Source organism: Micromonospora sp. LOL_025 (assembly GCF_048060285.1).
Classification (GTDB): domain Bacteria; phylum Actinomycetota; class Actinomycetes; order Mycobacteriales; family Micromonosporaceae; genus Micromonospora.
This window is the reverse complement of the sequence record NZ_JBHMIR010000019.1, coordinates 63,303-85,502: the sequence shown is the minus strand read 5'-3', so window position 1 is coordinate 85,502 and position 22,200 is coordinate 63,303. Positions and strand designations below refer to the sequence as shown.

Annotated in this window: 23 protein-coding genes; 20 read left to right on the top strand and 3 right to left on the bottom strand. The window is 74.4% G+C overall.

Annotated elements, in window-relative coordinates:
* Positions 1-3: 3 nt before the first annotated feature.
* From ACFHW0_RS21840 to ACFHW0_RS21800, 9 genes are all read left to right on the top strand, one after another.
* Positions 4-555 carry an acyltransferase gene (locus tag ACFHW0_RS21840; RefSeq protein ID WP_416610363.1) on the top strand — a complete coding sequence of 184 codons (552 nt, stop codon included), beginning with the start codon at positions 4-6 and terminating at the stop codon, positions 553-555.
* On the top strand, positions 548-2,167 hold the full coding sequence (locus tag ACFHW0_RS21835; RefSeq protein WP_416610361.1) for a lipopolysaccharide biosynthesis protein: 1,620 nt from the start codon (positions 548-550) through the stop codon (positions 2,165-2,167). Before ACFHW0_RS21840 ends, ACFHW0_RS21835 begins: the two co-directional genes overlap by 8 nt.
* Before the next feature lie 117 nt (positions 2,168-2,284).
* Complete coding sequence (locus ACFHW0_RS21830) at positions 2,285-3,523, top strand: O-antigen ligase family protein (RefSeq protein ID WP_416610430.1); 1,239 nt, start codon at positions 2,285-2,287, stop codon at positions 3,521-3,523.
* Complete coding sequence (locus ACFHW0_RS21825; protein ID WP_416610359.1) at positions 3,520-5,127, top strand: lipopolysaccharide biosynthesis protein; 1,608 nt, start codon at positions 3,520-3,522, stop codon at positions 5,125-5,127. The genes ACFHW0_RS21830 and ACFHW0_RS21825 overlap by 4 nt, the downstream gene beginning before the upstream one ends.
* Positions 5,128-5,135: 8 nt before the next feature.
* Positions 5,136-6,038, top strand: coding sequence for a sulfotransferase domain-containing protein (locus tag ACFHW0_RS21820; protein WP_121398854.1), 903 nt, complete (start codon positions 5,136-5,138; stop codon positions 6,036-6,038).
* Positions 6,035-7,294, top strand: coding sequence for a hypothetical protein (locus ACFHW0_RS21815; RefSeq protein ID WP_416610357.1), 1,260 nt, complete (start codon positions 6,035-6,037; stop codon positions 7,292-7,294). Before ACFHW0_RS21820 ends, ACFHW0_RS21815 begins: the two co-directional genes overlap by 4 nt.
* A 226-nt stretch (positions 7,295-7,520) precedes the next feature.
* Positions 7,521-8,003 (top strand): UDP-N-acetylglucosamine--LPS N-acetylglucosamine transferase, encoded by a 483-nt coding sequence (locus ACFHW0_RS21810; protein WP_121395268.1) that lies wholly within the window; start codon positions 7,521-7,523, stop codon positions 8,001-8,003.
* Positions 8,004-8,077: 74 nt separating this feature from the next.
* Entirely contained in the window at positions 8,078-8,692 is a 615-nt protein-coding gene (locus ACFHW0_RS21805; RefSeq protein WP_416610428.1) for a glycosyltransferase, read from the top strand.
* Positions 8,689-9,609 (top strand): glycosyltransferase family 2 protein, encoded by a 921-nt coding sequence (locus ACFHW0_RS21800; protein WP_121398853.1) that lies wholly within the window; start codon positions 8,689-8,691, stop codon positions 9,607-9,609. The genes ACFHW0_RS21805 and ACFHW0_RS21800 overlap by 4 nt, the downstream gene beginning before the upstream one ends.
* 8 nt (positions 9,610-9,617) lie before the next feature.
* Here ACFHW0_RS21800 and ACFHW0_RS21795 read toward each other — a convergent pair whose 3' ends face one another.
* Positions 9,618-10,181 (bottom strand): TetR/AcrR family transcriptional regulator, encoded by a 564-nt coding sequence (locus tag ACFHW0_RS21795; RefSeq protein WP_416610355.1) that lies wholly within the window; start codon positions 10,179-10,181, stop codon positions 9,618-9,620.
* A 13-nt stretch (positions 10,182-10,194) separates the two neighbouring features.
* On the opposite strand from ACFHW0_RS21795, the gene ACFHW0_RS21790 reads away from it, so the two are divergent.
* The 3 genes from ACFHW0_RS21790 (at position 10,195) to ACFHW0_RS21780 (ending at position 13,172) form a co-directional block, all read left to right on the top strand.
* A complete protein-coding gene (locus ACFHW0_RS21790; protein ID WP_416610353.1) occupies positions 10,195-11,205 on the top strand; it encodes a hypothetical protein in 1,011 nt (336 codons plus the stop codon).
* 226 nt (positions 11,206-11,431) lie between these two features.
* Positions 11,432-12,610, top strand: a complete 1,179-nt coding sequence (gene aroC, locus ACFHW0_RS21785; RefSeq protein ID WP_416610351.1) for a chorismate synthase — start codon at positions 11,432-11,434, stop codon at positions 12,608-12,610.
* Between the two features lie 58 nt (positions 12,611-12,668).
* Positions 12,669-13,172, top strand: coding sequence for a shikimate kinase (locus tag ACFHW0_RS21780; protein ID WP_416610349.1), 504 nt, complete (start codon positions 12,669-12,671; stop codon positions 13,170-13,172).
* Positions 13,173-13,275: 103 nt separating this feature from the next.
* On the opposite strand, the gene ACFHW0_RS21775 is transcribed toward ACFHW0_RS21780, so the two are convergent.
* Positions 13,276-14,004, bottom strand: coding sequence for an alpha/beta fold hydrolase (locus ACFHW0_RS21775; protein WP_416610347.1), 729 nt, complete (start codon positions 14,002-14,004; stop codon positions 13,276-13,278).
* Between the two features lie 81 nt (positions 14,005-14,085).
* Between ACFHW0_RS21775 and ACFHW0_RS21770 the strand changes: the two genes are divergently transcribed.
* The 5 genes from ACFHW0_RS21770 (at position 14,086) to nusB (ending at position 18,421) form a co-directional block, all read left to right on the top strand.
* Positions 14,086-15,051 (top strand): helix-turn-helix transcriptional regulator, encoded by a 966-nt coding sequence (locus ACFHW0_RS21770; protein WP_416610345.1) that lies wholly within the window; start codon positions 14,086-14,088, stop codon positions 15,049-15,051.
* A 149-nt stretch (positions 15,052-15,200) separates the two neighbouring features.
* Positions 15,201-16,277 carry a 3-dehydroquinate synthase gene (gene aroB / locus ACFHW0_RS21765; RefSeq protein ID WP_416610343.1) on the top strand — a complete coding sequence of 359 codons (1,077 nt, stop codon included), beginning with the start codon at positions 15,201-15,203 and terminating at the stop codon, positions 16,275-16,277.
* A complete protein-coding gene (gene aroQ / locus ACFHW0_RS21760; RefSeq protein ID WP_416610341.1) occupies positions 16,274-16,705 on the top strand; it encodes a type II 3-dehydroquinate dehydratase in 432 nt (143 codons plus the stop codon). The genes aroB and aroQ overlap by 4 nt, the downstream gene beginning before the upstream one ends.
* Before the next feature lie 724 nt (positions 16,706-17,429).
* Complete coding sequence (efp, locus tag ACFHW0_RS21755) at positions 17,430-17,987, top strand: elongation factor P (RefSeq protein WP_121395249.1); 558 nt, start codon at positions 17,430-17,432, stop codon at positions 17,985-17,987.
* A gap of 23 nt (positions 17,988-18,010) precedes the next feature.
* Entirely contained in the window at positions 18,011-18,421 is a 411-nt protein-coding gene (gene nusB / locus ACFHW0_RS21750; protein ID WP_172896683.1) for a transcription antitermination factor NusB, read from the top strand.
* Between the two features lie 128 nt (positions 18,422-18,549).
* Here the strand turns inward: nusB and ACFHW0_RS21745 are convergent, their stop codons facing one another.
* Positions 18,550-19,038 carry a transcriptional regulator gene (locus ACFHW0_RS21745; RefSeq protein ID WP_013285505.1) on the bottom strand — a complete coding sequence of 163 codons (489 nt, stop codon included), beginning with the start codon at positions 19,036-19,038 and terminating at the stop codon, positions 18,550-18,552.
* Between the two features lie 284 nt (positions 19,039-19,322).
* Here ACFHW0_RS21745 and pyrR point away from each other — a divergent pair, with 284 nt between their 5' ends.
* From pyrR to ACFHW0_RS21730, 3 genes are read left to right on the top strand one after another with little or no spacing between them, the layout of a single operon-like run.
* Positions 19,323-19,904, top strand: coding sequence for a bifunctional pyr operon transcriptional regulator/uracil phosphoribosyltransferase PyrR (gene pyrR, locus ACFHW0_RS21740; protein WP_416610337.1), 582 nt, complete (start codon positions 19,323-19,325; stop codon positions 19,902-19,904).
* Between the two features lie 55 nt (positions 19,905-19,959).
* Entirely contained in the window at positions 19,960-20,886 is a 927-nt protein-coding gene (locus tag ACFHW0_RS21735) for an aspartate carbamoyltransferase catalytic subunit (RefSeq protein ID WP_416610335.1), read from the top strand.
* Positions 20,883-22,160, top strand: coding sequence for a dihydroorotase (locus ACFHW0_RS21730; protein ID WP_416610333.1), 1,278 nt, complete (start codon positions 20,883-20,885; stop codon positions 22,158-22,160). The genes ACFHW0_RS21735 and ACFHW0_RS21730 overlap by 4 nt, the downstream gene beginning before the upstream one ends.
* Positions 22,161-22,200 lie beyond the last annotated feature (40 nt).

Genomic DNA, 22,200 nt, shown 5'->3' with positions numbered 1-22,200 from the left:
TCGTTGGTCGGCGCGGGTGGCAACCGCAGAGGGCTCGCGGTGCGGGTCGTCTTCGCGGTCAAGCGCGGCTGGTACACGCTGCGCTATCCCCGACTGACGCTGGGTCGGGGCGTGGAGATCCGCGGCCGGATCCGGTTGCGCCGGGGCGTACGGGTGAGCATCGGTGACCGCACCCGGATCAACAAGCTGGTCCGCTTCGCCGGTCCCGGCGAGGTGCGGGTCGGTGCCGACTGCCTGTTGAACGCCACCTGGATCGGCACCTGGACGTCGGTGACGATCGGCGACCGGTGCCTGCTCTCGGACTGCGAGCTGCTGGACAACGACTTCCACAACCTGCCCCCCGAACAGCGGCACGACCCGCCCGTCCCGGCCACCCGCGCCCCGATCACGGTCGAGGACAACGTGTGGATCGGGGCGCACGCCCTGGTGATGAAGGGCGTGCGGATCGGCCGGGACAGTGTCGTGGGCGCCGCCACGGTGGTCCGTACGGACGTGCCGCCGCGGGTCGTGGTCGCTGGAAATCCACAACAGACGGTGAAGAAGTTCCATGACTGACGCTTCCCCCGGTACCTGGCCCACGGACGTCCCCGCCGGCGGCGGCACACCGGGCCGCACCGTCACGCTGACCGACCTGCTGCGCGTTCCGCTGCACCGGATCCGGCTCGTCGGGGCCGTCGCCGCGATCGGCCTGCTCGCCGCGCTCGGCTACGTGGTGCTCGTACCGGCCGCCGTGACCGCCAGCGCGGTCGTGGCGGTCCGCCCCGTCGTCACCGACGCGTTCACGCCCAGCGGCGCCGCCGCCGACCGGGCGGTGAACATGAACGTGGAGAGCGGCATCGCCACGGGCACCGACGTGGTGCAGCGGCTGGCCGACTCGGGGGACCTGGACCCGCGCGAGGTACGCGACGCGCTGGAGGTCGAGGTGCCCACCGGCGGGCAGATCCTGCGCTTCGTCTACCAGGCCCCCACCGCCGAGCAGGCGGTCGAGGGCGTCAACCTCGCCGCCCGGGCCTACCTCGACGTGCGCCGCACGATGTACGAGAAGCAGCGCGAGGAGATGCTGCGCTCGTACGACGAGAGCATCGCCAAGGTCGCCGCCCAGCAGGCCGCCCTCCAGAAGCGCGTCAACAACGCCCGGGAGGGCGCCGTCGACGCCGCGGTGACCGAGCTGACCGGGATCAACAACCAGCTCACCCAGCTCAACGCCGCGCGCACCGAGATCGCCGCCGTCGACGTCAACCCCGGCTGGGTCACCCAGACCGCCGAGCGGGCCCTGGCCTCCACCGCCGGCAACCGCCCGCTCTACCTGCTCGCCGGCCTGCTCGGCGGGACGCTGCTCGGCGTGGTGCTGGCGTACGCCTGGGAGTCGATGGACCGGCGGATCCGGTCGGTCGACGACGGCCGGGACGCCACCGGGCTGGCGCTGCTCGGCACGGTCCGCAGCCGCCGGTGGCGCGGCGGCAAGGAGGCGGTCGACGCCGACATCCGGTACGTGGCGATGGCCATCGCCGAGCGGGTGCGCCAGCCCGCGCGGGTGTCGCTGCTGACCGCCCGCGAGGAGGACCCCACGGCCATCACCGCCGGGCTGGCGGTGGCGCTGGCGGCCGTCGGCCGGGAGGTCTTCGTCGCCGACGACAGCGGGCGCGCCGACCGGCTGCGCACCACCGTGCTCGCCGACCGGGAGCGGCTGCCCGCCACGGCGGACCCGTCCCGCCCGCTCGTCCCGAAGCCCCGGCCGGCCGGCTCGACGACGGACGGCAAGAGCGGTGGCACCCCGGAGCCGGCGGCGGCCCGTCGCCCGTCGCCGCATCCGATCGGCGCCCGCCCGTCCACCGACCCGGACGCCACGCTGACCCTGCCCCGGGTCACCTCGACGGCGCCCGGCGGGAACGGCAAGGTGACGAGCACCGACCCGGTGACCGTGGGCGCGGGCAGCGTCCGGTTCGGCACCTGGCGGCAGGGCGCCGACCACACCCTGGTGCTGTTCAACGCGCCCCCGGCGGAGTCCGACGAGCGCGGGGTTGCCGTCGCCCGGCAGGGCACCGCGGTCGTGGTGGTCGAACAGGACCGCACCCGGCAGGGCGACCTGCGCCGTCTCGTGGAGCGGCTGCGCGCCGCCGGGGTCACCCCGCTCGGCTTCGTGTTGACGCGCAGCGGCCGGGGCTGATCCGTGCCGGTCACCCGCGCGCCGGCGACGACCGAGCCGGGCGGCGGCCCGGGCGCCGCCGCGCCGCTGCCGCAGCCGCCGCCCCCGCCACGGTTGCCGCTCTGGCCGCTGGCGTTGATGTTCGGCATGGTGCCCGTGTGGTGGCTGGCCGGCGCGTTCTACCTCGGGTGGCCCCTGCTCGGGGCGCTGCTGTTCGCGCTGCTGTTCATCCGGGGCCGGGTGCCGTTGCCCCCGGCCGCCGGGATCTGGCTGCTGTTCCTGGCCGTCGTGGTGGTCAGCGCCACCCAGTTGCAGACGCCGGCCTCGGTGCTGACGTTCGCCCTGCGGCTCGCCTTCTACCTCACCGCCCTCGTGGTGGGCGTGTACGTCTACGCGGTCACCCGGGAACGCCCCGACCAGGTCGCGGTCCTCGTTCCGCTCTGCGCCTTCTGGTTCGGGCTGGTCGCGCTGGGCTGGCTGGGCGTGCTGGCCCCCCGGTTCGCGCTGACCACCCCGGTGGAGGTGCTGCTCCCGAGCGGGGTGGCCAACACCCCGTTCATCCAGGACATGGTCCACCTCACCACCGCGGAGTACAGCGCCCGGTCGTTGAACCCGATCTACCGGCCGGCCGCGCCGTTCGCGTACACCAACAACTACGGCAGCGCGTACGCGATGACGCTGCCCTGCGTCGTGGCCTTCACCATGCTGCGCCGGCGCGGCGTGCTGCGCTGGGCGCTGCTGGTGTCGCTGCCGCTGTCGTTGGCGCCGGCCTTCCTCACGCTCAACCGGGCGATGTTCCTCAGCCTCGGCGCCGGGCTGGCGGTGCTCGGCGTCCGGGCCGCCCTGCGCGGCAACGTGCGGGTGGCCGCGTCGATCGTCGGGGTGGTGGTCACGGGTGGCCTCGTCACCCTGTTCATCCCGGTCACCCAGCTGATCGGCAACCGGGTCGAGTCCAGCGACACCAACACCGACCGGCTCTCCCTCTACCTGGAGGTGATCCGGCGGGTGCGGGAGTCGCCCTGGTTGGGCTACGGCGCGCCGGTGAACGTCGACACCGTCAGCGCCGAGGCGCCGATCGGCACCCAGGGGCAGCTGTGGATGGTGCTGTTCAGCCACGGCGTCCCCGCGCTGCTGTGCTTCCTCGCGTGGTTCGTGGTCGCCGCGCTGATCTGCGCCCGGGCCACGTCCGCCGCCGGGCAGTGGCTGGCCGTGGTGCCGGTGGTCTGCCTGGTGCAGATCCCCTTCTACGGCATGGCCAACCAGAACCTCGCGGTCGCCTTCTTCGCGGTCGCCTTCGCGATGGCGCTCACCGAGCGGGAGACCGCCGCCCGCCCGCACCGCCCCCGTCTCCCGCGCCCGGAAGCGGTGCCCGCATGACCGCCGCCACCCACCCGTCGCCCGGTTCCCACGCCGCCTCCGGCACCGCAGGGGCGTCCGGCGACGACACGGAGACCCGCCGCAGCGTCCGCAGCGGCGTCGCCGGGCTGATCGGCGCGGCGACCAGCGGGCTCTTCGGCTTCCTGCTCGCGGTCGTCATCACCCGCGGCTACGGCACGGTCGGCTCCGGGGCGTTCTTCGCCGCGATCGGGGTGGTCACCGTCGCCACCGCCGTGTGCACCCTCGGCGCGGAGACCGGGCTGATGTGGGCGCTGCCCCGCCGGCGCCTCGGCGCGCGCGGCGACGCCGCCCGGGTGCTCCCGGTGGCGCTGCTCCCACCGCTGCTGGTCGCGGTCGCCGTCGCCGTGGGCGGGATGCTCGCCGCCGACGCGCTCGCCCCGCGCCTGCTCGGCGGCTCCGGCGTCGACGGCGCGGCCCTGCTGACGGCCAGCTTCGCCGCGGTGCCGGTGGTGGTGGCGATGACGCTGCTGCTCGCCGCGCTGCGCTGCGTGCGCCCGATCCGGGCGTACGTCGGGGTGCAGTTCTTCCTGCTGCCGGTGGCCCGGCCCGTGCTGGTCGGCGCGGCGGCCCTGGCCGGTGGGGGCCTGCTGGCCGGCATGACCGGCTGGCTGGTGCCGGCGGCGCTCGCCCTGCTGGCCTGCCTGACGCTGGTGGCCGGCCCGCTCGGCGTCGGCCGGGGCGCGGCGCTGCGGCCCGCCGCGGCCGACTGGTCGGCGTTCTGGCGCTTCGCGCTGCCCCGGGCCGCGTCGGCCGCCATCGACGCCGGCAACATGTGGGTGGGCGTGCTGCTCACGTCGGTGCTCGCCGGGCCGGCCGACGCCGGCGTGTTCGGCGCCGTCGGGCGCTACATCCTCGCCGGCCAGCTGGCCATGCAGGGGCTGCGGGTGGCGGTGTCGCCGCAACTGTCCCGGCTGCTCGGGCGCGGGGACCGGGCCGCGGCGGCGGCCGTGCACCGGCAGTTGACGACGTGGGGGCTGGTGCTGTCCTGGCCGGTCTACCTGCTGCTCGCGGTCTTCGGGCTGGCCTTCCTCCAGCTCTTCGGGCCCGAGTTCACCGCCGGCGCCACCGCGATGACCGTGCTCGCGCTGGCCATGCTGGTCAACACCGGGGTCGGCAACGTGCAGAGCCTGCTGCTGATGGGCGGGCGCAGCGGGCTGCACCTGGCCGCCACGCTGGCCGGGCTGCTGGTCACCGTCTCCCTCGGTCTCTGGCTGATCCCGGCGCACGGCGCGACCGGGGCGGCGCTGGCCTGGGCGCTCGGCATCGCCACCGAGAACGTCACGGCGGTCGTCTGCGCCCGGGTCGTGGTCGGCCAGCCGCTGGTCGACGCGGCGATGCTGCGGGCCGGGGCGGCCACCGTCGCCGGGGTCGGGGCCGCCGCGGCGGTCGGGGTGCTGGCCGGGGGCCGGGGGATCGGCGGCCTGGCCGTGGCCCTGGGCGTGCTGGCCGCCGGCTGCGTCGGCTTGTTGACGTTGCCCCGGGTGCGGCACCGCATCCGGGTGACCATGGTGCAGGTCCGTGGGCGGCAGGAGGCGGCCCCGGCCGCCACCGGGCACGCCCCGGAGGAATCGAAGGGCAGGTGAGGTCCGTCGTGCCGTCCATCCGAGACCGGGTGAAGCAGCTCGTACCGACCCAGGTGACGGAGCGGGTGCGGGAGTCACTCGTCGACTACGGGGTGCGGACCAGCGACCGGCGACCGCTGCCGGACTTCCTCATCATCGGCACGAAGCGGGGCGGCACCACATCGCTGTGGAACTACCTGATCCAGCACCCGCTGGTGCCCCGGCTCTTCCCGGCCTGGAACACCAAGTCCTCGCACTACTTCGAGGAGCACTGGCGCCGCGGCGAGGCCTGGTACCGCTCGCACTTCCCGACGCAGCGCCACCGCGAGGCGCTGGAGAAGCGGCACGGCGGGCCGGTGCGCGTCGGCGAGGCGGCGCCGCTGTACATGTTCCACCCCCTCGCGGCGCAGCGGGTCGCGGCGCTGATGCCGTCGGTGCGGCTGATCGTGCTGCTGCGCGACCCGGTGGAGCGGGCGTACTCGCACTGGAAGGAGCGCCGGACGCACGGCATCGAGCCGCTCGACTTCGCCGCCGCGCTGGCCGCCGAGCAGGAGCGTACGGCGGGGGAGCGGGAGCGGCTGATCGCCGAGCCGGAGTACTTCAGCGAGCCGTACGACTGGTACACCTACCGGGCCCGGGGCCGCTACCTGGAGCACCTGGAGCCGTGGCTGGAGCGGTTCGACCGGGAGCAGATCCTCTTCCTGCCCAGCGAGGACCTCTACCGCGACGCCCGGTCGACCTACCGCCGGACGCTGGACTTCCTCGGCCTGCCCCCGCACGACCTGCCCGACTTCAAGGTCTACAACGACCGTCGCTCGGCGCCGCTGGAGCCGGCCGTGCGTGCCGAGCTGACCGAGTACTACCGCCCGTACAACGACGCGTTGCGGCAGCGGTTGGGGCTGGAGCTCGACTGGCCGGACCGGGCCCCGTGACGGCGCGGGCCACCGCCGCCGACCCCCGCTCGCGTACCGACGGGCTGGGCTGGGTCACCCGGGCCGTGTTCGGCGACGAGCGGATCGCCCTGACCGTGGGCGCCCCGCCGCCGCCCGGGCACCGCGCCGTCGCCCGGTACGCGGTCGTCCCGTCGCTCGCCCGGGCCCGGTTCCTGCTACCGCTCGGCGCGCCCCGGGCCACGGCCGCCTCGCTGCTGGCGTACAACGCGCTGCGTCCGCCGAAGGTGCGGGCGGTGCGGGCCGGGCTCGGGGTGCTGGCGCGGGTCGGCGCGGTCGACCTGGCCCCGTTCCCCCGGCTGACGGTGTCGCTGCCCGAGCGGGTGGCGGCCGACGAGGCGCTGCTGGCCGGGCGGTTGGGCGCCGCGCTCGGCGCGCCGTCGGTCTACGCGGCCTGCGGGGTACGCCCGCCGGACCCGAACCACAAGCCCACCCTGCAACTGTTCGGCCCGGACGGCCGGGCCCTCGGCTACGCGAAGATCGGCTGGAACGGGGCCACCCGGGCGCTGGTGACCGCCGAGGCGGCGGCCCTGCGCGAGTTGCCGACGGTGACCGGCGTGCCCGACCATCCGGCGGCGCCCCGGCTGCTCGCCGAGACGGCGGCCGCCGGGCAGGTGGTCGCGCTGGTCGAGCCGCTGCCACCGGCCGTGCGGGGGGTGTCGGCCGGCGAACCGCCGCGGATCGCGGCGCTGCTGGCCGTGGCCCGCCGGGGCCGCCCGCCGGCGCCACCGCGCCCCGTGGCCGGGTCGGCGTTCCTGGCCCGGCTCGCCGCCGGGGCCGCCCGCGCCGCCGCCGGCACGCCGGACGGAGCCCGGGCGGTCGCCGCCGTCGCCGCCCTGGCCGGCCGGCACGGCGACACGGCCGTCGAGTTCGGGCACTGGCACGGCGACTGGGTGCCGTGGAACCTCGGCGTCCACGCCGGCCGCCTCGTCGCCTGGGACTGGGAGCACAGCGGGCCGGACGTGCCGCTCGGCTTCGACCTGGCGCACGACGGGTTCCAGCGGGCCCTGGTGCTGCGGGGCGAGCCGGCCTCGGCGGCGGCGCGGGCCGTCGACGCCCACCTCGACCGGTACGGCGCCGACCTCGGGCTCGCACCGGCGGCCCGGCTGTTGGTGGCCGACGCCTACCTGCTGGAGATGTGGCTGCGCACCTGGCGCCTCGCCGATGCCGGCGCGGGCTGGAACGCCGCACTGCATCCCGCCCTGCTGGACGTCGTCGAGAAACGACATAGCGGCTGATCCACCGAAATCGCCGGAGCCTGCGAGGCACCGCCGACTCCGGATAGTGACGACGAAGCTCCAGGTCGTGACGATCGTCGATGTCGATGGTCGCCGCGGCGCACCCGATCCGCCACCCGCGGAGATCGACCTGTCGCCCGGTCGCCCTATTTCACCAGCCGGGGGACGTGTGATCTGCTGTCGCGTGGCGACCACCGAACATCCAAGCGAACTTGTGGGGAGTCGCGTGGAAACGACGACCGAGGATGCCGGCGAGCCCGGAGTCCTGCTCCTGGTGGGCTCCAGCGGCGGCCACCTGGCCCAACTGCTCGCCCTGCGCCCGTGGTACGAACGCTGGCGGCGGTGCTGGGTCACCTTCGACACACCCGAGGCGCTCTCGCTGCTGGCCGGCGAGGAACTCGTCCCGGCGCACCACCCGACCACCCGCAACGTGCCGAACCTGCTGCGCAACGCCGTCCTCGCCTGGCGGGTGCTGCGGTCGCGCCGGGTCGCCGCGGTGGTGACCACCGGCGCCGGGGTGGCCGTCCCGTTCGTGGTGCTGGCCCGGCTCCGGCGCGTGCCGACCGTCTACATCGAGGTGTACGACCGCATCGACACCCCGACCCTGACCGCCCGGCTCTGCCGGCCGTTCCTCTCCGCGATGCTCGTGCAGTGGGACGAGCAGCGCCGGCAGTACCCGGAGGCCACCGTCGTGGGGACCCTGCTGTGAGCGCCGAGAGCACCGGAACCGCCCCCGCGCACCGCGTCGCCCCTGGCCGTCCCCGGGCGGCGAACGCCAACCGGGTGCCCCGGCCGCGCGACCCCGGCGACCTCGTCCGGGCCCGGCTGCTGGTCGCCGTCGGCACCGACAAGCATCCGTTCGACCGCCTGGCCGGCTGGCTGGAGGAGTGGCACCCCGCCGTCGCCGAGGACGTCGGGCTGACCGTTCAGCACGGACACACCCGGGCCCCCGGGGTGCCCGGGGCGATGCCCTTCCTCGGCCACGACGAGCTGCAGACCGCGATGGCCGAGGCCGACCTCGTGGTCTGCCACGGCGGCCCGGCCACCATCCTGGAGGCCCGCCGGCACGGTCACCTACCGATCGTCGTCCCACGGGACCCCACCCGGGGCGAACACGTCGACGACCACCAGCAGTTGTTCGCCCGCCGACTGGGCGCGGCCGGCATGGTGGCGCTCGCCGAGACCCGGGAGGCGCTGTTCGAGGCGCTCACCGCCGGCCTCGCCGACCCGTCGCGGTTCGCCGTCGCGGCCGACCCGGACGCGTCCCGGGCGCGCCGCGCGGCGGTCGAGCAGGTGGGACGGATCGTGGAGGACCTGGTGGCCGCGTCGACCGGACGACGGCAGCGGACGAGGTGGCGGCCGTGGGCACGGCCGGGCCGGAACGGAGAGCGGCGATGACCGAACACCCGAGCGTGAGCGCGGTGGTCCCCACCCGGGACCGCCCGGAGCTGCTCCGGGCCGCCGTGCGTGCCATCCTCGACCAGGACCACCCCGGCCCGATCGAGGTGGTGGTGGTCTACGACCAGTCCGAGCCGGACGCCTCCCTCGCCGAGCTGTCCCGCCCGGACCGGCTGGTCCGGGTGATCCGCAACGGGCGCGCCCCCGGCCTGGCCGGCGCCCGCAACTCCGGCGTCCTGGCCGCCACCGGCGAACTCGTGGCGTTCTGCGACGACGACGACGAGTGGCTGCCCGGCAAGCTGCGCGCCCAGGTCGAGGCGCTCGCCGCCCACCCCGACGCGGAGTTCGTCAGCTGCGGCATCCGGGTCAGCTACGACGGGCACACCGTCGACCGGGCGCTGCCGAAGGACTCGGTCACCCTGGCCGACCTGCTGCGGGACCGGATGACGGAGCTGCACCCGTCGACCTTCCTGATCCGCGCCGCCGCGCTGCGCGACGGGTTCGGGCTGGTCGACGAGGAGATCCCGGGCAGCTACGCGGAGGACTACGAGTTCCTGCTCCGGGCCGCCCGCAGCGCGCCGCTGGTCAACCTGCGCACGCCGTACGTGCTGGTGCGCTGGCACAAGCGGTCCTACTTCGCGCAGCGCTGGGACACCATCTCCGAGGCGTTGCAGTGGCTGCTGGAGCGCTACCCCGAGTTCGGCACCCAGCCGGCCGGCGAGGCGCGGGTCACCGGGCAGATCGCCTTCGCCCGTGCCGCCTCCGGCGACCGGCGGGGCGCGATGCGTTGGGCCCGGCACACCATCCGGCGCAACCCGCGCGAGCCGAGGGCGTACCTGGCCCTCGCCGTGGCCGGGCGGATGGTCCGCGCCGACGCGGTGCTGCGTACCCTGCACAAGCGCGGCCGGGGCATCTGAGCGGGCGTTCAGGGCTGGGTGCGTCGTTCGGCGGCGTCGAACGCCGGCGCGAGCGGGGCCAGCGCCGCGCGGAGCTGGTCGGGCAGTGAGCCGGAGGGCACGACCAGTCCTCCGGCGGCGAGGCCCTCGGCGGCCCCTGCGTTTCCGGCCGGCTGGAGCCAGCCTTCCAGTGCGATGCGGACCGCCGCGGCCACGCTTGCCGCGAGAACGCGGGCTGTGTGCGCTCCGGCGTCACCCAGGCGTTCGGCGATCGCTGCCGTGAGAGGGGGCTCGATGCCGGTGGTGGTGTCGAGGAACGCGTCGCGCAGCGCGGTCCGGGTGGTGATCAGCAGCAGCGCCTGCTGTTCACGCTCGCCGGTGTTCGCGTACTGCTCGACCACTGCTTCGGTGACGGCGTCGGCCAGGCGCGCTCCCGCGGGCCGGGCCGTGACCGCCGCCGCGATCCGCGCCTCCCGGTCCGCGGTGACGGCGGAGACGATCGCCTGCTCGCGGCTGGCAAAGTAGTTGTTGTAGGTGCGCGGCGAGACCCCGGCCGCCTCGGCGATGTCCTCGACCCGCACCGACGCCACCATGCGGGCAAGAGGAATGACCTACGACACCGGATTCGTCGTGCACGGCCAGAACGCCCGCGAGCACTTCGACCTAGCGGTGGTCCGGCGCGAGCTCGCCATCATCCGCGACGACCTGCACTGCAACGCGGTCCAGATCATCGGGGGCGACCCGGAGCGACTGGAACTGGCCGCCGGTGCCGCCGCCGAGCTCGGCCTGGAGGTCTGGTTCTCGCCCTATCCGCTGGAGCTGGATCCGCAGCAGATCCTCACGCTCTTCGGCGACTGCGCCGAGCGGGCGGAACGGCTCCGGCAGCAGGGGGCCACGGTCGTGTTCGTCGCAGGCGTCGAGCTGAGCGTGATGAACCGCGGGTTCCTGCCCGGAGAGAGCCCCGAGGATCGGGTCGGGCAGTTGATGAGTCAACCCGAACGGCGGGCCGAAGCCATCCGCGAACTCGGCGCGCGCATCAACGCATTCCTCCGCGAGGCCGTGGCCACGGTCCGTCCCCGCTTCCAGGGCAGGCTCACCTACGCAGCCATCCAGTTCGAGCAGGTCGACTGGACCCCCTTCGACATCGTGGCGTTCGAGCTGATCCGCTCCGCCGAGGTCGCCGACCGGTTCCGGGACGCGGTGCGCACCCTGGCCCAGGGCCCGAAGCCGCTCGCCATCACCGGATTCGGCACCGCGGCCTACCGCGGCGCGGGAGACCGTGGTGGGCGAGTGCTGGAGGTGGTCGAGTACGACCCGGAGACCAGGGCCCCGGTACGGCTGAACGGCGTGTACGAGCGTGACGAGGCCGGCCAGGCCACCTATCTGAGCGAGCTCCTGGAGATCTTCGAGACCGAGGGCGTGGACAGCGCGTTCGTGTTCCTGTTCGCCTTGCCTGGCTACCCGCACCGCCCGGACGGCGACCCCAGGGACGACCTGGACCGGGCCGGCCTGGGCATCGTCAGACTGCTCGAAGGGCGCCGTGGGCAGACCTATCCGGACATGGAATGGGAGCCCAAGGCCGCCTTCGCGGCAGTGGCACAGCGCTATCGGAGGTGACAGGCCCGAGCGGATGGAAGCTGAGGCCGGTACGAGTCACCCCGCGCCGCCCGGGACCGCCCACGGGTGCGGCCTGGCCCGGCCCCGGGGCGGCACGGGTCCTAGCGGCGGGTGTGCCCGGGAGCCGGGCCACCCGGCGGTCGCGCCGGTGCCGCGCCGCGTCCGCAGGGCGGGACGCGGCGGGCACCGCACGGCAGCGGGCACCGGGCGTGACAGACTGACCGCTGTGTTGCGCTGGTTGACTGCAGGGGAATCGCACGGTCCCGCCCTCGTCGCGATGCTCGAGGGCGTGCCCGCCGGCGTCGAGGTCACCACCGGGGAGATCGCCGGTGAGCTGGCCCGGCGGCGGCTCGGCTACGGCCGGGGCGCGCGGATGTCGTTCGAGCAGGACGAGGTCGAAGTCATCGGCGGGCTCCGGCACGGGGTGACGCTCGGCAGCCCGGTCGCGATCCGCGTCGGCAACTCCGAGTGGCCCAAGTGGCGCACCGTGATGGCCGCCGACCCGGTCGACGCGGAGGAGCTGGCCAGCCAGGCCCGCAACGCGCCGCTCACCCGCCCCCGTCCGGGGCACGCCGACCTGGCCGGCATGCAGAAGTACGGCCACACCGACGCCCGGCCGATCCTGGAACGGGCCAGCGCGCGGGAGACCGCCGCCCGGGTCGCCGTCGGCACGGTCGCCAAGGCGCTGCTCCGGCAGGCCCTCGGCATCGAGATCGTCTCGCACGTGGTGGAGCTGGGTCCGGTCGCCGCCAAGCCGGGGCTGCGTCCCATGCCCGCCGACGCCGCCCGCATCGACGCCGACCCGCTGCGCTGCCTCGACCCGGAGGCCAGCGCCCGAATGGTCGCCGAGGTCGACGCCGCGAAGAAGGCTGCCGACACCCTGGGTGGCGTGGTCGAGGTGCTGGCGTACGGGGTGCCGCCGGGCCTGGGCAGCCACGTGCAGTGGGACCGCAAGCTCGACGCCCGGCTCGCGACCGCCCTGATGTCGATCCAGGCAATCAAGGGCGTGGAGATCGGCGACGGCTGGCAGCAGGCGCGCTCCCGTGGCTCCGAGGCGCACGACGAGATCATCCCCACCGCCACCGGCGTGCGCCGGGTCACCGACCGGGCCGGCGGGCTGGAGGGCGGCATCACCACCGGCGAGCCGCTGCGGGTGAAGGCCGCGATGAAGCCGATCTCGTCGCTGAACCGGGCGCTGGCCACGGTGGACGTCACCACCGGCGAGCCGGCCACCGCGATCAACCAGCGCTCGGACGTCTGCGCCGTGCCCGCCGCCGCCGTCGTCGCCGAGGCGATGGTGGCGCTGGTGCTGGCGGAGGCCGCCACCGAGAAGTTCGGCGGCGATTCGGTCGCCGAGATCCGCCGCAACCTGGCCGGCTACCTCGACGCGCTGGTGATCCGGTGAGCGCGGAGCGCGCGGCGGGTCGACGGGCGGGGCGCACAGCCGGCCGGCGGTGCCGCTGATGGCGCCGGTCTGCGTGCTCGTCGGGGCGCCCGGCTCCGGCAAGACCACGGTCGGGCTGGCGTTGGCGGAGCTGCTCGGCGTGGAGTTCCGCGACACCGACCTGGACATCGTCCAGCTGGCCGGCAAGCCGATCCCCGAGATCTTCATCGACGAGGGCGAGGACCACTTCCGTACCCTCGAACGGGCGGCGGTGGCGGCGGGGCTGGCCTCGTGCGAGGGCGTGCTCGCCCTCGGCGGTGGCGCGGTCCTCGCCGAGGAGAACCGCGCGGCCCTGGTCGGGCACCCCGTGGTCCACCTCTCCGTCGAGCTGTCCGACGCGGTGAAGCGGGTCGGGCTCGGCATGGGGCGCCCACTGCTGGCGATCAACCCCCGGGCGACGCTGAAGTACCTGCTGGATCAGCGCCGCCCCCTCTACGCCGAGGTGGCCACCGCGACGGTCGTCACCGACGGGCGCTCCCCGGCGGAGATCGCCGCCGAGGTCGCCGCGCTCCTCAAGCGCTGAGCCGCCGCGCTCCCGCTGCGGGCCGCAGCGGGCCACGTGCCCGGTCCGGTCCGGTCCGGCCGCCGCATGCCGCATGCGCGGGTGTGGCGGTGCCCGGGGGCCGTCAGTCGCGGACGATGCGGTCGAGCACGTCGGTCAGGCCCGCCGGCTCGCTGAGCATGGGCCAGTGCCCGGTGGGCAGCGCGTGCAGCTGGCCGCCGGCCAGCCCGGCGAAGAACGGGTGGCCCTGCGCGATCATGCCCTCGACCACCTCGAGCGGGAAGGTGCTGGCGACCAGGGCAGTCGGCACCGCGCCCCCGCCGGTGCGGCGCACCGGGTCGGTGGCGGCGCGCAGCGGGTGGGCGGTGGCGCGCCGGCGCAGCAGCGCGAGCGCGGCGGAATCCAGCCCGGCCAGGTTCTCCGGGTCCTCCGTTGGATCGAACGCGGGCGGCGGCAGCAGGTGCCCGTCGCCGATCTCGGCGCGCAGCCGCTCCTGCTCCTCCGGCGGGTTGCTGTCGAACTGCGACATGCCGTCCGGCATCGGCCCACTCTCCACGTAGACCACCCGGGCGATCCGTTCCGGGACGCGGTCCGCCGCCTGGGTCACCGGCAGCCCGCCGCCGGAGTGCCCGACCAGCACCACGTCGTGCAGGTCCTCCACCTCGATCAACCGGACGATGTCGGTGGTGTGCGTCTCCAGCCCCACCTCCGGGCCGGCGAGGTGGGCGCGCTCGGCCACCCCGGTCAGCGTCACCGGGTGGACCTCGTGGCCCCGCCCGCGCAGCGCGACGGTCACCTCGCGCCACGCCCAACCGCCCAGCCAGAAACCCGGAACCAGCACGAACGTCGCCATCCGCGACCTCCCTCTCTCGTCGTCCGGGACCACCGTACGATCGAAACCGGACGCTTTCCGCCCGCTTTCGAGGAGTGACCCGTGGCACATCCCGCCGCCCGGGTGCTCGGCATGCTCGAACTGCTCCAGAGCCATCACCGCCTCACCGGCGCGGAACTGGCCCGCCGGCTGGGGGTGGACGGGCGCACGGTGCGCCGCTACGCCGCGACCCTGGCGGAGCTGGGCGTCCCGGTGACCGCCGAGCGGGGCCGCCACGGCGGTTACCGGCTGCGCCCCGGCTACAAACTGCCGCCGCTGATGCTCACCGACGACGAGGCCGTCGCCGTGCTGCTCGGACTGGTCGCCGCCGAGCGGCTCGGGCTGGGCACCGCGGAGCCGGCGACCGCGACCGCGCTGGCGAAGATCCGTCGGGTACTCCCGCCCACGCTCGGTGACCGCCTCGCCGCGGTGCAGGAGCACCTCGACTTCACCCTGCGCCGGTCGGTCCCGCAGGCCCGGCCGGCGACCGCGACGCTGCTCACCCTCGCCGACGCGGCCCGGCACCGGCGCCGGGTACGGCTGGACCACCGCTCCTTCTCCGGCGCGGCGACCCGCCGCGAGCTGGACCCGTACGGGCTGGTCTTCCACGCCGGCCGGTGGTACGTCACCGGTCACGACCACCTGCGCGGGGAGGTACGCACGTTCCGACTGGACCGGATCGGGGAGGTGGAGCCGGGGGAGGAGACCTTCACCGTCCCCGACGGCTTCGACCCGGTGGCCCGGGTGACCCGCTCGCTGGCCCGCGTGCCGTACGCCCACGACGTCGAGGTGCTGCTGGAGACCGACCTGGCCGCCGCCCGACGCCGCCTCCCGCCCAGCGTGGCCGAGCTGAGCGCGACCGCCGACGGCGTGCTGCTGCGTGCCCGCGCGGAGAGCCTGGGCGGGATGGCCCAGCTGCTCGCCGGGCTGGGCTGCCCGTTCACCGTGCTGCGTCCCGACGCCCTGCGCGACGAGGTCGCCGAGCACGCCCGCCGGTTGGCCGCCTGGGCCGTACGGGTGCCCGGGTGACCCGGTCGCCGACGGGGTCGGCCCATGCTCCCTCGGCGGGCCACGAGGGCGAAGCGGGCGGACGCGAGGACGGCGGGCCGGCGCGAGCGGGTGGCCACGAAGTGGACAGTTCCCGCCCGGGACCGGGCGGCTGGACTAGGCTGCCGGCGATGGACGAGGTGACCCGGATCCCGGTCGGCGGCGAGCGCCCGTACGACGTGCTGGTGGGACGCGACCTGCTCGACGCGCTGCCCGGGCTGCTGCCGGACGCGACCCGGGTGGCGGTGCTGCACGCGCACCCGCTCAGGGAGTTGGCCGACGCGATCGGCGGGCGGCTGCGCGCCGCCGGCGTCGCACCGCTGCTGATCGAGGTGCCGGACGCCGAGGCGGGCAAGCGCATCGACGTCGCGGCGACCTGCTGGGACCGGCTGGGCGAGGCGGGTTTCACCCGTACCGACGCGGTGGTGGGCGTCGGTGGCGGCGCGATGACCGACCTGGCCGGCTTCGTCGCGGCCTGCTGGCTGCGCGGGGTGCGCTGGGTGCCGGTGGCGACCTCGCTGCTGGGCATGGTCGACGCGGCGGTGGGCGGCAAGACCGGGATCAACACCGCCGCCGGCAAGAACCTGGTCGGGGCGTTCCACCCGCCGGTCGGCGTCCTCGCCGACCTGGCGACGCTGGACAGCCTCCCGCAGGTCGACCTCGCCGCCGGCCTGGCCGAGGTGGTCAAGTGCGGCTTCATCGCCGACCCGGCGATTCTCGACCTGGTGGAGCGGGACCGGGCGGCGGCCACCGACCCGACCGGACCGGTGACCCGCGAGCTGATCGAGCGGGCGATCCGGGTGAAGTCCCACGTGGTCTCGGGCGACCTGCGCGAGTCGGGCGTGCGGGAGGTGCTCAACTACGGCCACACCCTGGCCCACGCGATCGAAAAGGCGGAGGGCTACCGCTGGCGGCACGGCCACGCGGTGTCGGTCGGCGTCGTCTACGCCGGTGAGTTGGCGCGGCTGGCCGGACGGCTGGACGCCCCCACCGCCGAGCGGCACCGGACGGCCATGGCGGCGCTCGGCCTGCCGACCAGCTATCCCGCCCAGGCCTGGCCCGAACTGCTCGCCGCGATGCGGGTGGACAAGAAGACCCGGGGCAGCCAGCTGCGTTTCGTCGTGCTGGACGGGCTGGCCCGGCCGGCGATCCTGGAGGGCCCGGACGACGAGCTGCTGGAGGCGGCCTACCGCGAGGTGGCCGCGTGAGGGTCCACGTGCTGAACGGCCCGAACCTCGGCCGGCTCGGCACCCGCCAGCCGGACGTCTACGGGGCGACCAGCTACGCGGACCTGGTGACGTTCTGCGAGTCGACCGGGCGGGAACTCGGCCTGGACGTGACGGTGCGGCAGACCGACGCCGAGCACGAACTGCTGGGCTGGCTGCACGCCGCCGCCGACGAGGGCGCCGCCGTGGTGCTCAACCCCGCCGCCTGGTCGCACTACTCGTACGCGGTCCGGGACGCCTGCGCCATGCTGCGCGGGCCGCTGGTCGAGGTGCACATCTCCAACATCCACGCCCGCGAGGAGTTCCGGCACCACTCCGTGGTGTCGGCGGTGGCGACCGGGGTGATCTGCGGCCTCGGCGTCGACGGCTACCGCCTGGCCCTGCACCATCTGGCCGCCCTGGCCCGCTGAGGCCGCCGCCCCGCCACCAACCCCGTCGCCGCCCGCCGCCCGCCGCCCGCCGCCCGCCGCCCGCCGCCCGCCGCCCGCGTGTCGCGCGAGTCGGCGAGATGCGTGCCGGGGCGCCGCGCTCCGGAGGCTATTACGGTGAGTAATATCCCCCTTCGTTACTGAGGGTCACCTCCTGCGTGGCGTCCGCTCCCGGCCCTCCCGATGCTTTGCTCTGCATCCGGATTCGCACCACGGTGCTGAGCTGGGGTTTCTTGTCGCCAGCGAATCATGGTCGAGAACGAAAAGTGACCAAGCGTAACTGGTGCGTCCGCACGTGCAGAGCAAAGGGGAGCGCAGGAAGTTCCCGCCGGGGAAGCCTCCGCTTACGCAGGGTGAGATGTCGGCACGCGTTGTCGCGGCAATCCCGCGACGTGGCTGGGTCGGCCGGCGGGGCGAGGTGGCCGGAACGGCGGGGCGACGTGGGCGGGACCGGTGGACGACGTGGCGGGACCGGTGTGCGACGTGGCTGGACCGGCGGGAGCACCGGGAGCGGCGGCGGAGAACAGTGGGTAGGCGGGCGGTAAGTGTCGCGGATGGCAGGAAGGCGTCGGAAAGTGTCGCGGGCGGGCGGCGGGAGGGCGCCGGAAGGTGCGGCGGGAAGGCCGCGGGCAGCGGCGGGCAGCGGCGTTCGGCGCAACTAGTAGACTTGCCAGGTCTGTCCGCCAATTGATGATCAAGGCAGGAAATGGCCACCACCAACGACCTGAAGAACGGCCTGGTACTCAACCTCGACGGAGAACTCTGGGCCGTCGTCGAGTTCCAGCACGTCAAGCCCGGTAAGGGTGGTGCGTTCGTGCGTACCACCCTGAAGAACGTGCTGTCCGGCAAGGTGGTCGACAAGACCTTCAACGCGGGCACCAAGGTCGAGACCGCGACCGTGGACAAGCGCACCATGCAGTATCTGTACGCCGACGGCGAGGACTACGTCTTCATGGATCTGGAGACGTTCGACCAGATCAACGTGCCGGGTGCCACCGTCGGTGAGGCGGCGAACTACCTGCTGCCCGAGGCCGAGGCGACCGTGGCCACCCACGAGGGTGTCCCGCTCTACATCGAGCTTCCGACCAGCGTCGTGCTGGAGGTCACCTACACCGAGCCGGGCCTGCAGGGCGACCGGTCGACCGGCGGCAACAAGCCGGCCACCGTCGAGACCGACGCGACGGTCCAGGTGCCGCTCTTCATCACCACCGGCGAGAAGATCAAGGTCGACACCCGCGACGGCCGTTACCTCGGCCGCGCCTGATGGCCGAGGGTCCCAAGCAGCAGATGCCTGCGCGTCGCAAGGCGCGCAAGCGGGCGCTGGACGTGCTCTTCGAGGCCGACCTGCGGGACCGTCCGCCGGTCGAGGTGCTCGCCGGCTACATCGAGCGGATCGAGAAGCCCCGGCCCGAGCACCTGGGATACGCGGTGAGCCTCGTCGAGGGGGTCGCCGCCCACCTCGACCGGATCGACGAGGTGATCGCCAGCTACGCCGAGGGGTGGACGCTGGACCGGATGCCGGCGGTCGACCGCAACCTCGCCCGCATCGCGGTCTACGAGCTGCTCTACGTCGACGAGATCGACGACGCGGTGGCCATCAGTGAGGCCGTCGAGCTGGCCCGGCAGATGTCGACCGACGACTCGCCGCGCTTCCTGAACGGCATCCTCGGCCGCATCGCCGAGTACGCCACCCGCTGACGCGGCGCACGTCACAGCCGACGTGCGTCACACCCGGCCGCGACGGCGGGCGGGGACGCGACACGAACGACCGTACGACGACGAGAAGGGCCCGTGCCGGACGGCACGGGCCCTTCTCGCGGTCGGGGTCAGCTGGCGAAGAACGCCCGCGGGTCGGCGACCAGCACACCGTGCTCGGTGAGCCGCTCGATCAGGCCGGACGGCGAGGCGTCGTACACGATCGCGAGCGCGCGCAGGTCGTCGGCGCGGATGGAGAGCACGCGGCCGTTGTAGTCACCGCGCTGCTGCTGGATGGCACGCGCGTACCGGGCGACGTAGGCCAGGTCCTCGGAGGCCTCGTCGTACAGCCGCTCCAGGTCGAGGACGATCTTGCTGGTGGGCTCGTGGCGGACCCCGCTGCCGTCGGGCAGCAGCTCGGAGACGGGAACGCGGTAGAAGTCGGCCAGCTCGGCCAGGCGCGACACCGTGACGGCCCGGTCGCCGCGCTCGTAGGAGCCGACCACCACCGCCTTCCACCGCCCGTTCGACTTCTCCTCCACACCCTGCAGGGAGAGGCCCTGCTGCTGGCGGATGGAGCGCAGGCGGGCGCCCAGAGACTTGGCGTATTCAGAGGGCATTAAACACTCCCAGTGCTGCTCGGGGTTCTCCCAGCGGTCGCTACGGAGCGTGACGGTACGGGGATTGGTACAACTGGTCAAGTGGTCGTGACCTTACCGTTGGGATCACCGGGGGAGTTGTCCCCATTTCGCCGGGCTGACCAGGGGGTCAGTGGCCGGCGACGGTCAGTGCGGTGACCACTGGTAACGTGGCGGGAAGCCCCGGTCCGGGCCGCTCGCGTCCCGGTACCGGCATCCGACGTCCTTTAACGACCCGTCCCGTGAGGCGGGGAAGGAGGTCCGCCGTGGCCTACCCACCTGCTGCCCAGTCGCCGCCGCCGCGACAACCCTCGGTGAAGGTGATCCTCGCCAGCGCCGACGTCCAGCGCGTGGTCGACCGCATCGCCCACCAGATCCTGGAGAAGACCCAGGGCGCCGAGAACACGGTGCTGCTGGGCATCCCCACCCGGGGCGCCCCCCTCGCGAGGCGGCTCGCCGCCCGGATCAGCACCTTCGAGGACGTGACCGTCCCGGTGGGCGTGCTCGACATCACCCTCTACCGCGACGACCTGCGCCGGCACGCCACCCGCGCGGTCGGGCCGACCCAGGTGCCGCCCGGCGGCATCGACGGCAAGCGGGTCGTGCTCGTCGACGACGTGCTCTTCTCCGGCCGCACGGTGCGGGCCGCGCTCGACGCGCTCAACGACGTCGGCCGGCCGGCGTCCGTCCAGCTCGCCGTCCTGGTCGACCGCGGCCACCGCGAGCTGCCGATCCGCGCCGACTACGTCGGCAAGAACATCCCGACGTCCCTCGCGGAGAGCGTGAAGGTCACCCTCGCGGAGACCGACGGCACCGACGAGGTCAAGTTGTACGGGGGGAACCGGTGAGCGCGAGGAGTGCAGGGCAGCGGAGCCCCGCAGTCGCGGACGGAAGGCAGGCACAGTGATCCGGCACCTGCTCTCGGGCGCGGACCTGGACGCCGCCACCGCCACCGAGATGCTGGACACGGCCGCCGAGATGGCCACCGTCGCCGGCCGGGAGGTCAAGAAGCTGCCCGCGCTGCGGGGGCGCACCGTGGTGAACCTCTTCTACGAGGACTCCACCCGGACCCGGATCTCCTTCGAGGCGGCGGCGAAGCGGCTCAGCGCCGACGTGATCAACTTTTCGGCCAAGGGCTCCAGCGTGACCAAGGGTGAGAGCCTGAAGGACACCGCGCTGACCCTCCAGGCCATGGGGGCCGACGCCGTGGTCGTCCGGCACCCCGCCTCCGGCGCCCCGCACCGGCTCGCCGACTGGGTCGACGGGTCGGTGGTCAACGCCGGCGACGGCACCCACGAGCACCCGACCCAGGCGCTGCTCGACGCGTACACGATGCGCTCCCGGCTGGGGCGGCTGGCCGGCCTGTCGGTCGCGGTGGTCGGGGACGTCCTGCACAGCCGGGTGGCCCGCTCCAACGTCCTGCTGCTGTCCACGCTCGGCGCCAAGGTGACCCTGGTCGGGCCGCCGACGCTGATCCCCGTCCACATCGCGCAGGCCCTCGCGCCCGGTACCGACGTCTCCTACGACCTCGACGCGGTGCTGCCGCAGTCGGACGTGGTGATGATGCTGCGGGTGCAGCGCGAGCGGATGAACGCCTCCTACTTCCCGTCCGCCCGCGAGTACGCCCGCCGCTACGGCCTGGACGGCCCGCGGATGCGCCGGCTGCCCGAGCACGCGATCGTCATGCACCCCGGACCGATGAACCGGGGGATGGAGATCACGCCCGAGGTCGCCGACTCGCCCCGCTCCACCATCGTCGAACAGGTCGCCAACGGGGTCTCCGTGCGGATGGCCGTCCTCTACCTGCTGCTCGGGGGGAACAACCGGTGAGCTCGTACCTGATCTCCAACGTCAGCGTCGTCGGCGCCGCGCCGACCGACGTGCTGATCCGCGACGGCGTCGTCGCGGCCGTCGGCGCCGGACTGGACGCGCCGGAGGCGACCGTCGTCGACGGCACCGGGCTGGTCGCCCTGCCCGGCCTGGTCGACCTGCACACCCACCTGCGCGAGCCCGGCCGGGAGGACGCCGAGACCGTCGAGTCCGGGTCGCGGGCGGCGGCGCTCGGTGGCTACACCGCGGTCTGCGCGATGGCCAACACCTCGCCGGTCGCCGACACCGCCGGCGTGGTCGAGCAGGTCTGGCGGCTGGGCCGGGAGGCCGGACTGGTGGACGTGCAGCCGATCGGGGCGGTCACCGTCGGCCTGGCCGGCGAGCACCTCGCCGAGCTGGGCGCGATGGCCGACTCGGCGGCCCGGGTGCGGATCTTCTCCGACGATGGGCACTGCGTCGCCGACCCGAGGCTGATGCGCCGGGCGCTGGAGTACGTGAAGGCGTTCGACGGGACCATCGCCCAGCACGCCGAGGAGCCCCGGCTCACCGAGGGCGCGCAGATGCACGAGGGCGAGGTCTCGACCCGGCTCGGCCTGACCGGCTGGCCGGCGGTCGCCGAGGAGGCGATCATCGCCCGGGACGTGCTGCTCGCCGAGCACGTCGGCAGCCGCCTGCACGTGTGCCACGTCTCCACCGCCGGCAGCGTCGAGGTGCTGCGCCAGGCCAAGGCCCGGGGCGTCCGGGTCACCGCCGAGGTCACCCCGCACCACCTGCTGCTCACCGACTCCCGGGCCGAGACCTACGACCCGGTCTACAAGGTCAACCCGCCGCTGCGCACCGCGGCCGACATCGCCGCGCTGCGGGCGGCCCTGGTCGAGGGCGTGATCGACATCGTCGCCACCGACCACGCCCCGCACGCGGTGGAGGACAAGGAGTGCGAGTGGGCGTACGCCCGGCCGGGCATGCTCGGCCTGGAGACGGCGCTGTCGATCGCCCTCGACGTGCTCGGCCCGCAGTGGGACCTGATCGCCGAGCGGATGTCGCGCACCCCGGCCCGGATCGCCGGGCTGGAGGGGCACGGCCTCGACCCGGCGCCCGGCGTGCCGGCGAACCTGACCCTGGTCGACCCCGCCGCCCGACGCACCATCGAGCCGGCGGAGCTGGCCAGCCGTAGCCGCAACACCCCGTACGCCCGCATGACGCTGCCAGGTCGCATCGTGGCGACCTTCCTGCGCGGCGAGCCGACGGTCCTGGACGGAAAGGCCCTCAAGTGATCCGAGCGAGGAGTGCAGCGGAGCGGAGCCCCGCGGTCCG

Bases quoted from the DNA above. Each gene is read 5' to 3' on its own strand.
- ACFHW0_RS21835 (WP_416610361.1), top strand. From the start codon at position 548: ATGACTGACGCTTCCCCCGGTACCTGGCCCACGGACGTCCCCGCCGGC.
- ACFHW0_RS21830 (WP_416610430.1), top strand. From the start codon at position 2,285: ATGTTCGGCATGGTGCCCGTGTGGTGGCTGGCCGGCGCGTTCTACCTC.
- ACFHW0_RS21825 (WP_416610359.1), top strand. From the start codon at position 3,520: ATGACCGCCGCCACCCACCCGTCGCCCGGTTCCCACGCCGCCTCCGGC.
- ACFHW0_RS21800 (WP_121398853.1), top strand. From the start codon at position 8,689: ATGACCGAACACCCGAGCGTGAGCGCGGTGGTCCCCACCCGGGACCGC.
- ACFHW0_RS21795 (WP_416610355.1), bottom strand. From the start codon at position 10,181: ATGGTGGCGTCGGTGCGGGTCGAGGACATCGCCGAGGCGGCCGGGGTC.
- ACFHW0_RS21790 (WP_416610353.1), top strand. From the start codon at position 10,195: ATGACCTACGACACCGGATTCGTCGTGCACGGCCAGAACGCCCGCGAG.
- ACFHW0_RS21780 (WP_416610349.1), top strand. From the start codon at position 12,669: ATGGCGCCGGTCTGCGTGCTCGTCGGGGCGCCCGGCTCCGGCAAGACC.
- ACFHW0_RS21775 (WP_416610347.1), bottom strand. From the start codon at position 14,004: ATGGCGACGTTCGTGCTGGTTCCGGGTTTCTGGCTGGGCGGTTGGGCG.
- aroB (WP_416610343.1), top strand. From the start codon at position 15,201: ATGGACGAGGTGACCCGGATCCCGGTCGGCGGCGAGCGCCCGTACGAC.
- efp (WP_121395249.1), top strand. From the start codon at position 17,430: ATGGCCACCACCAACGACCTGAAGAACGGCCTGGTACTCAACCTCGAC.
- nusB (WP_172896683.1), top strand. From the start codon at position 18,011: ATGCCTGCGCGTCGCAAGGCGCGCAAGCGGGCGCTGGACGTGCTCTTC.
- ACFHW0_RS21745 (WP_013285505.1), bottom strand. From the start codon at position 19,038: ATGCCCTCTGAATACGCCAAGTCTCTGGGCGCCCGCCTGCGCTCCATC.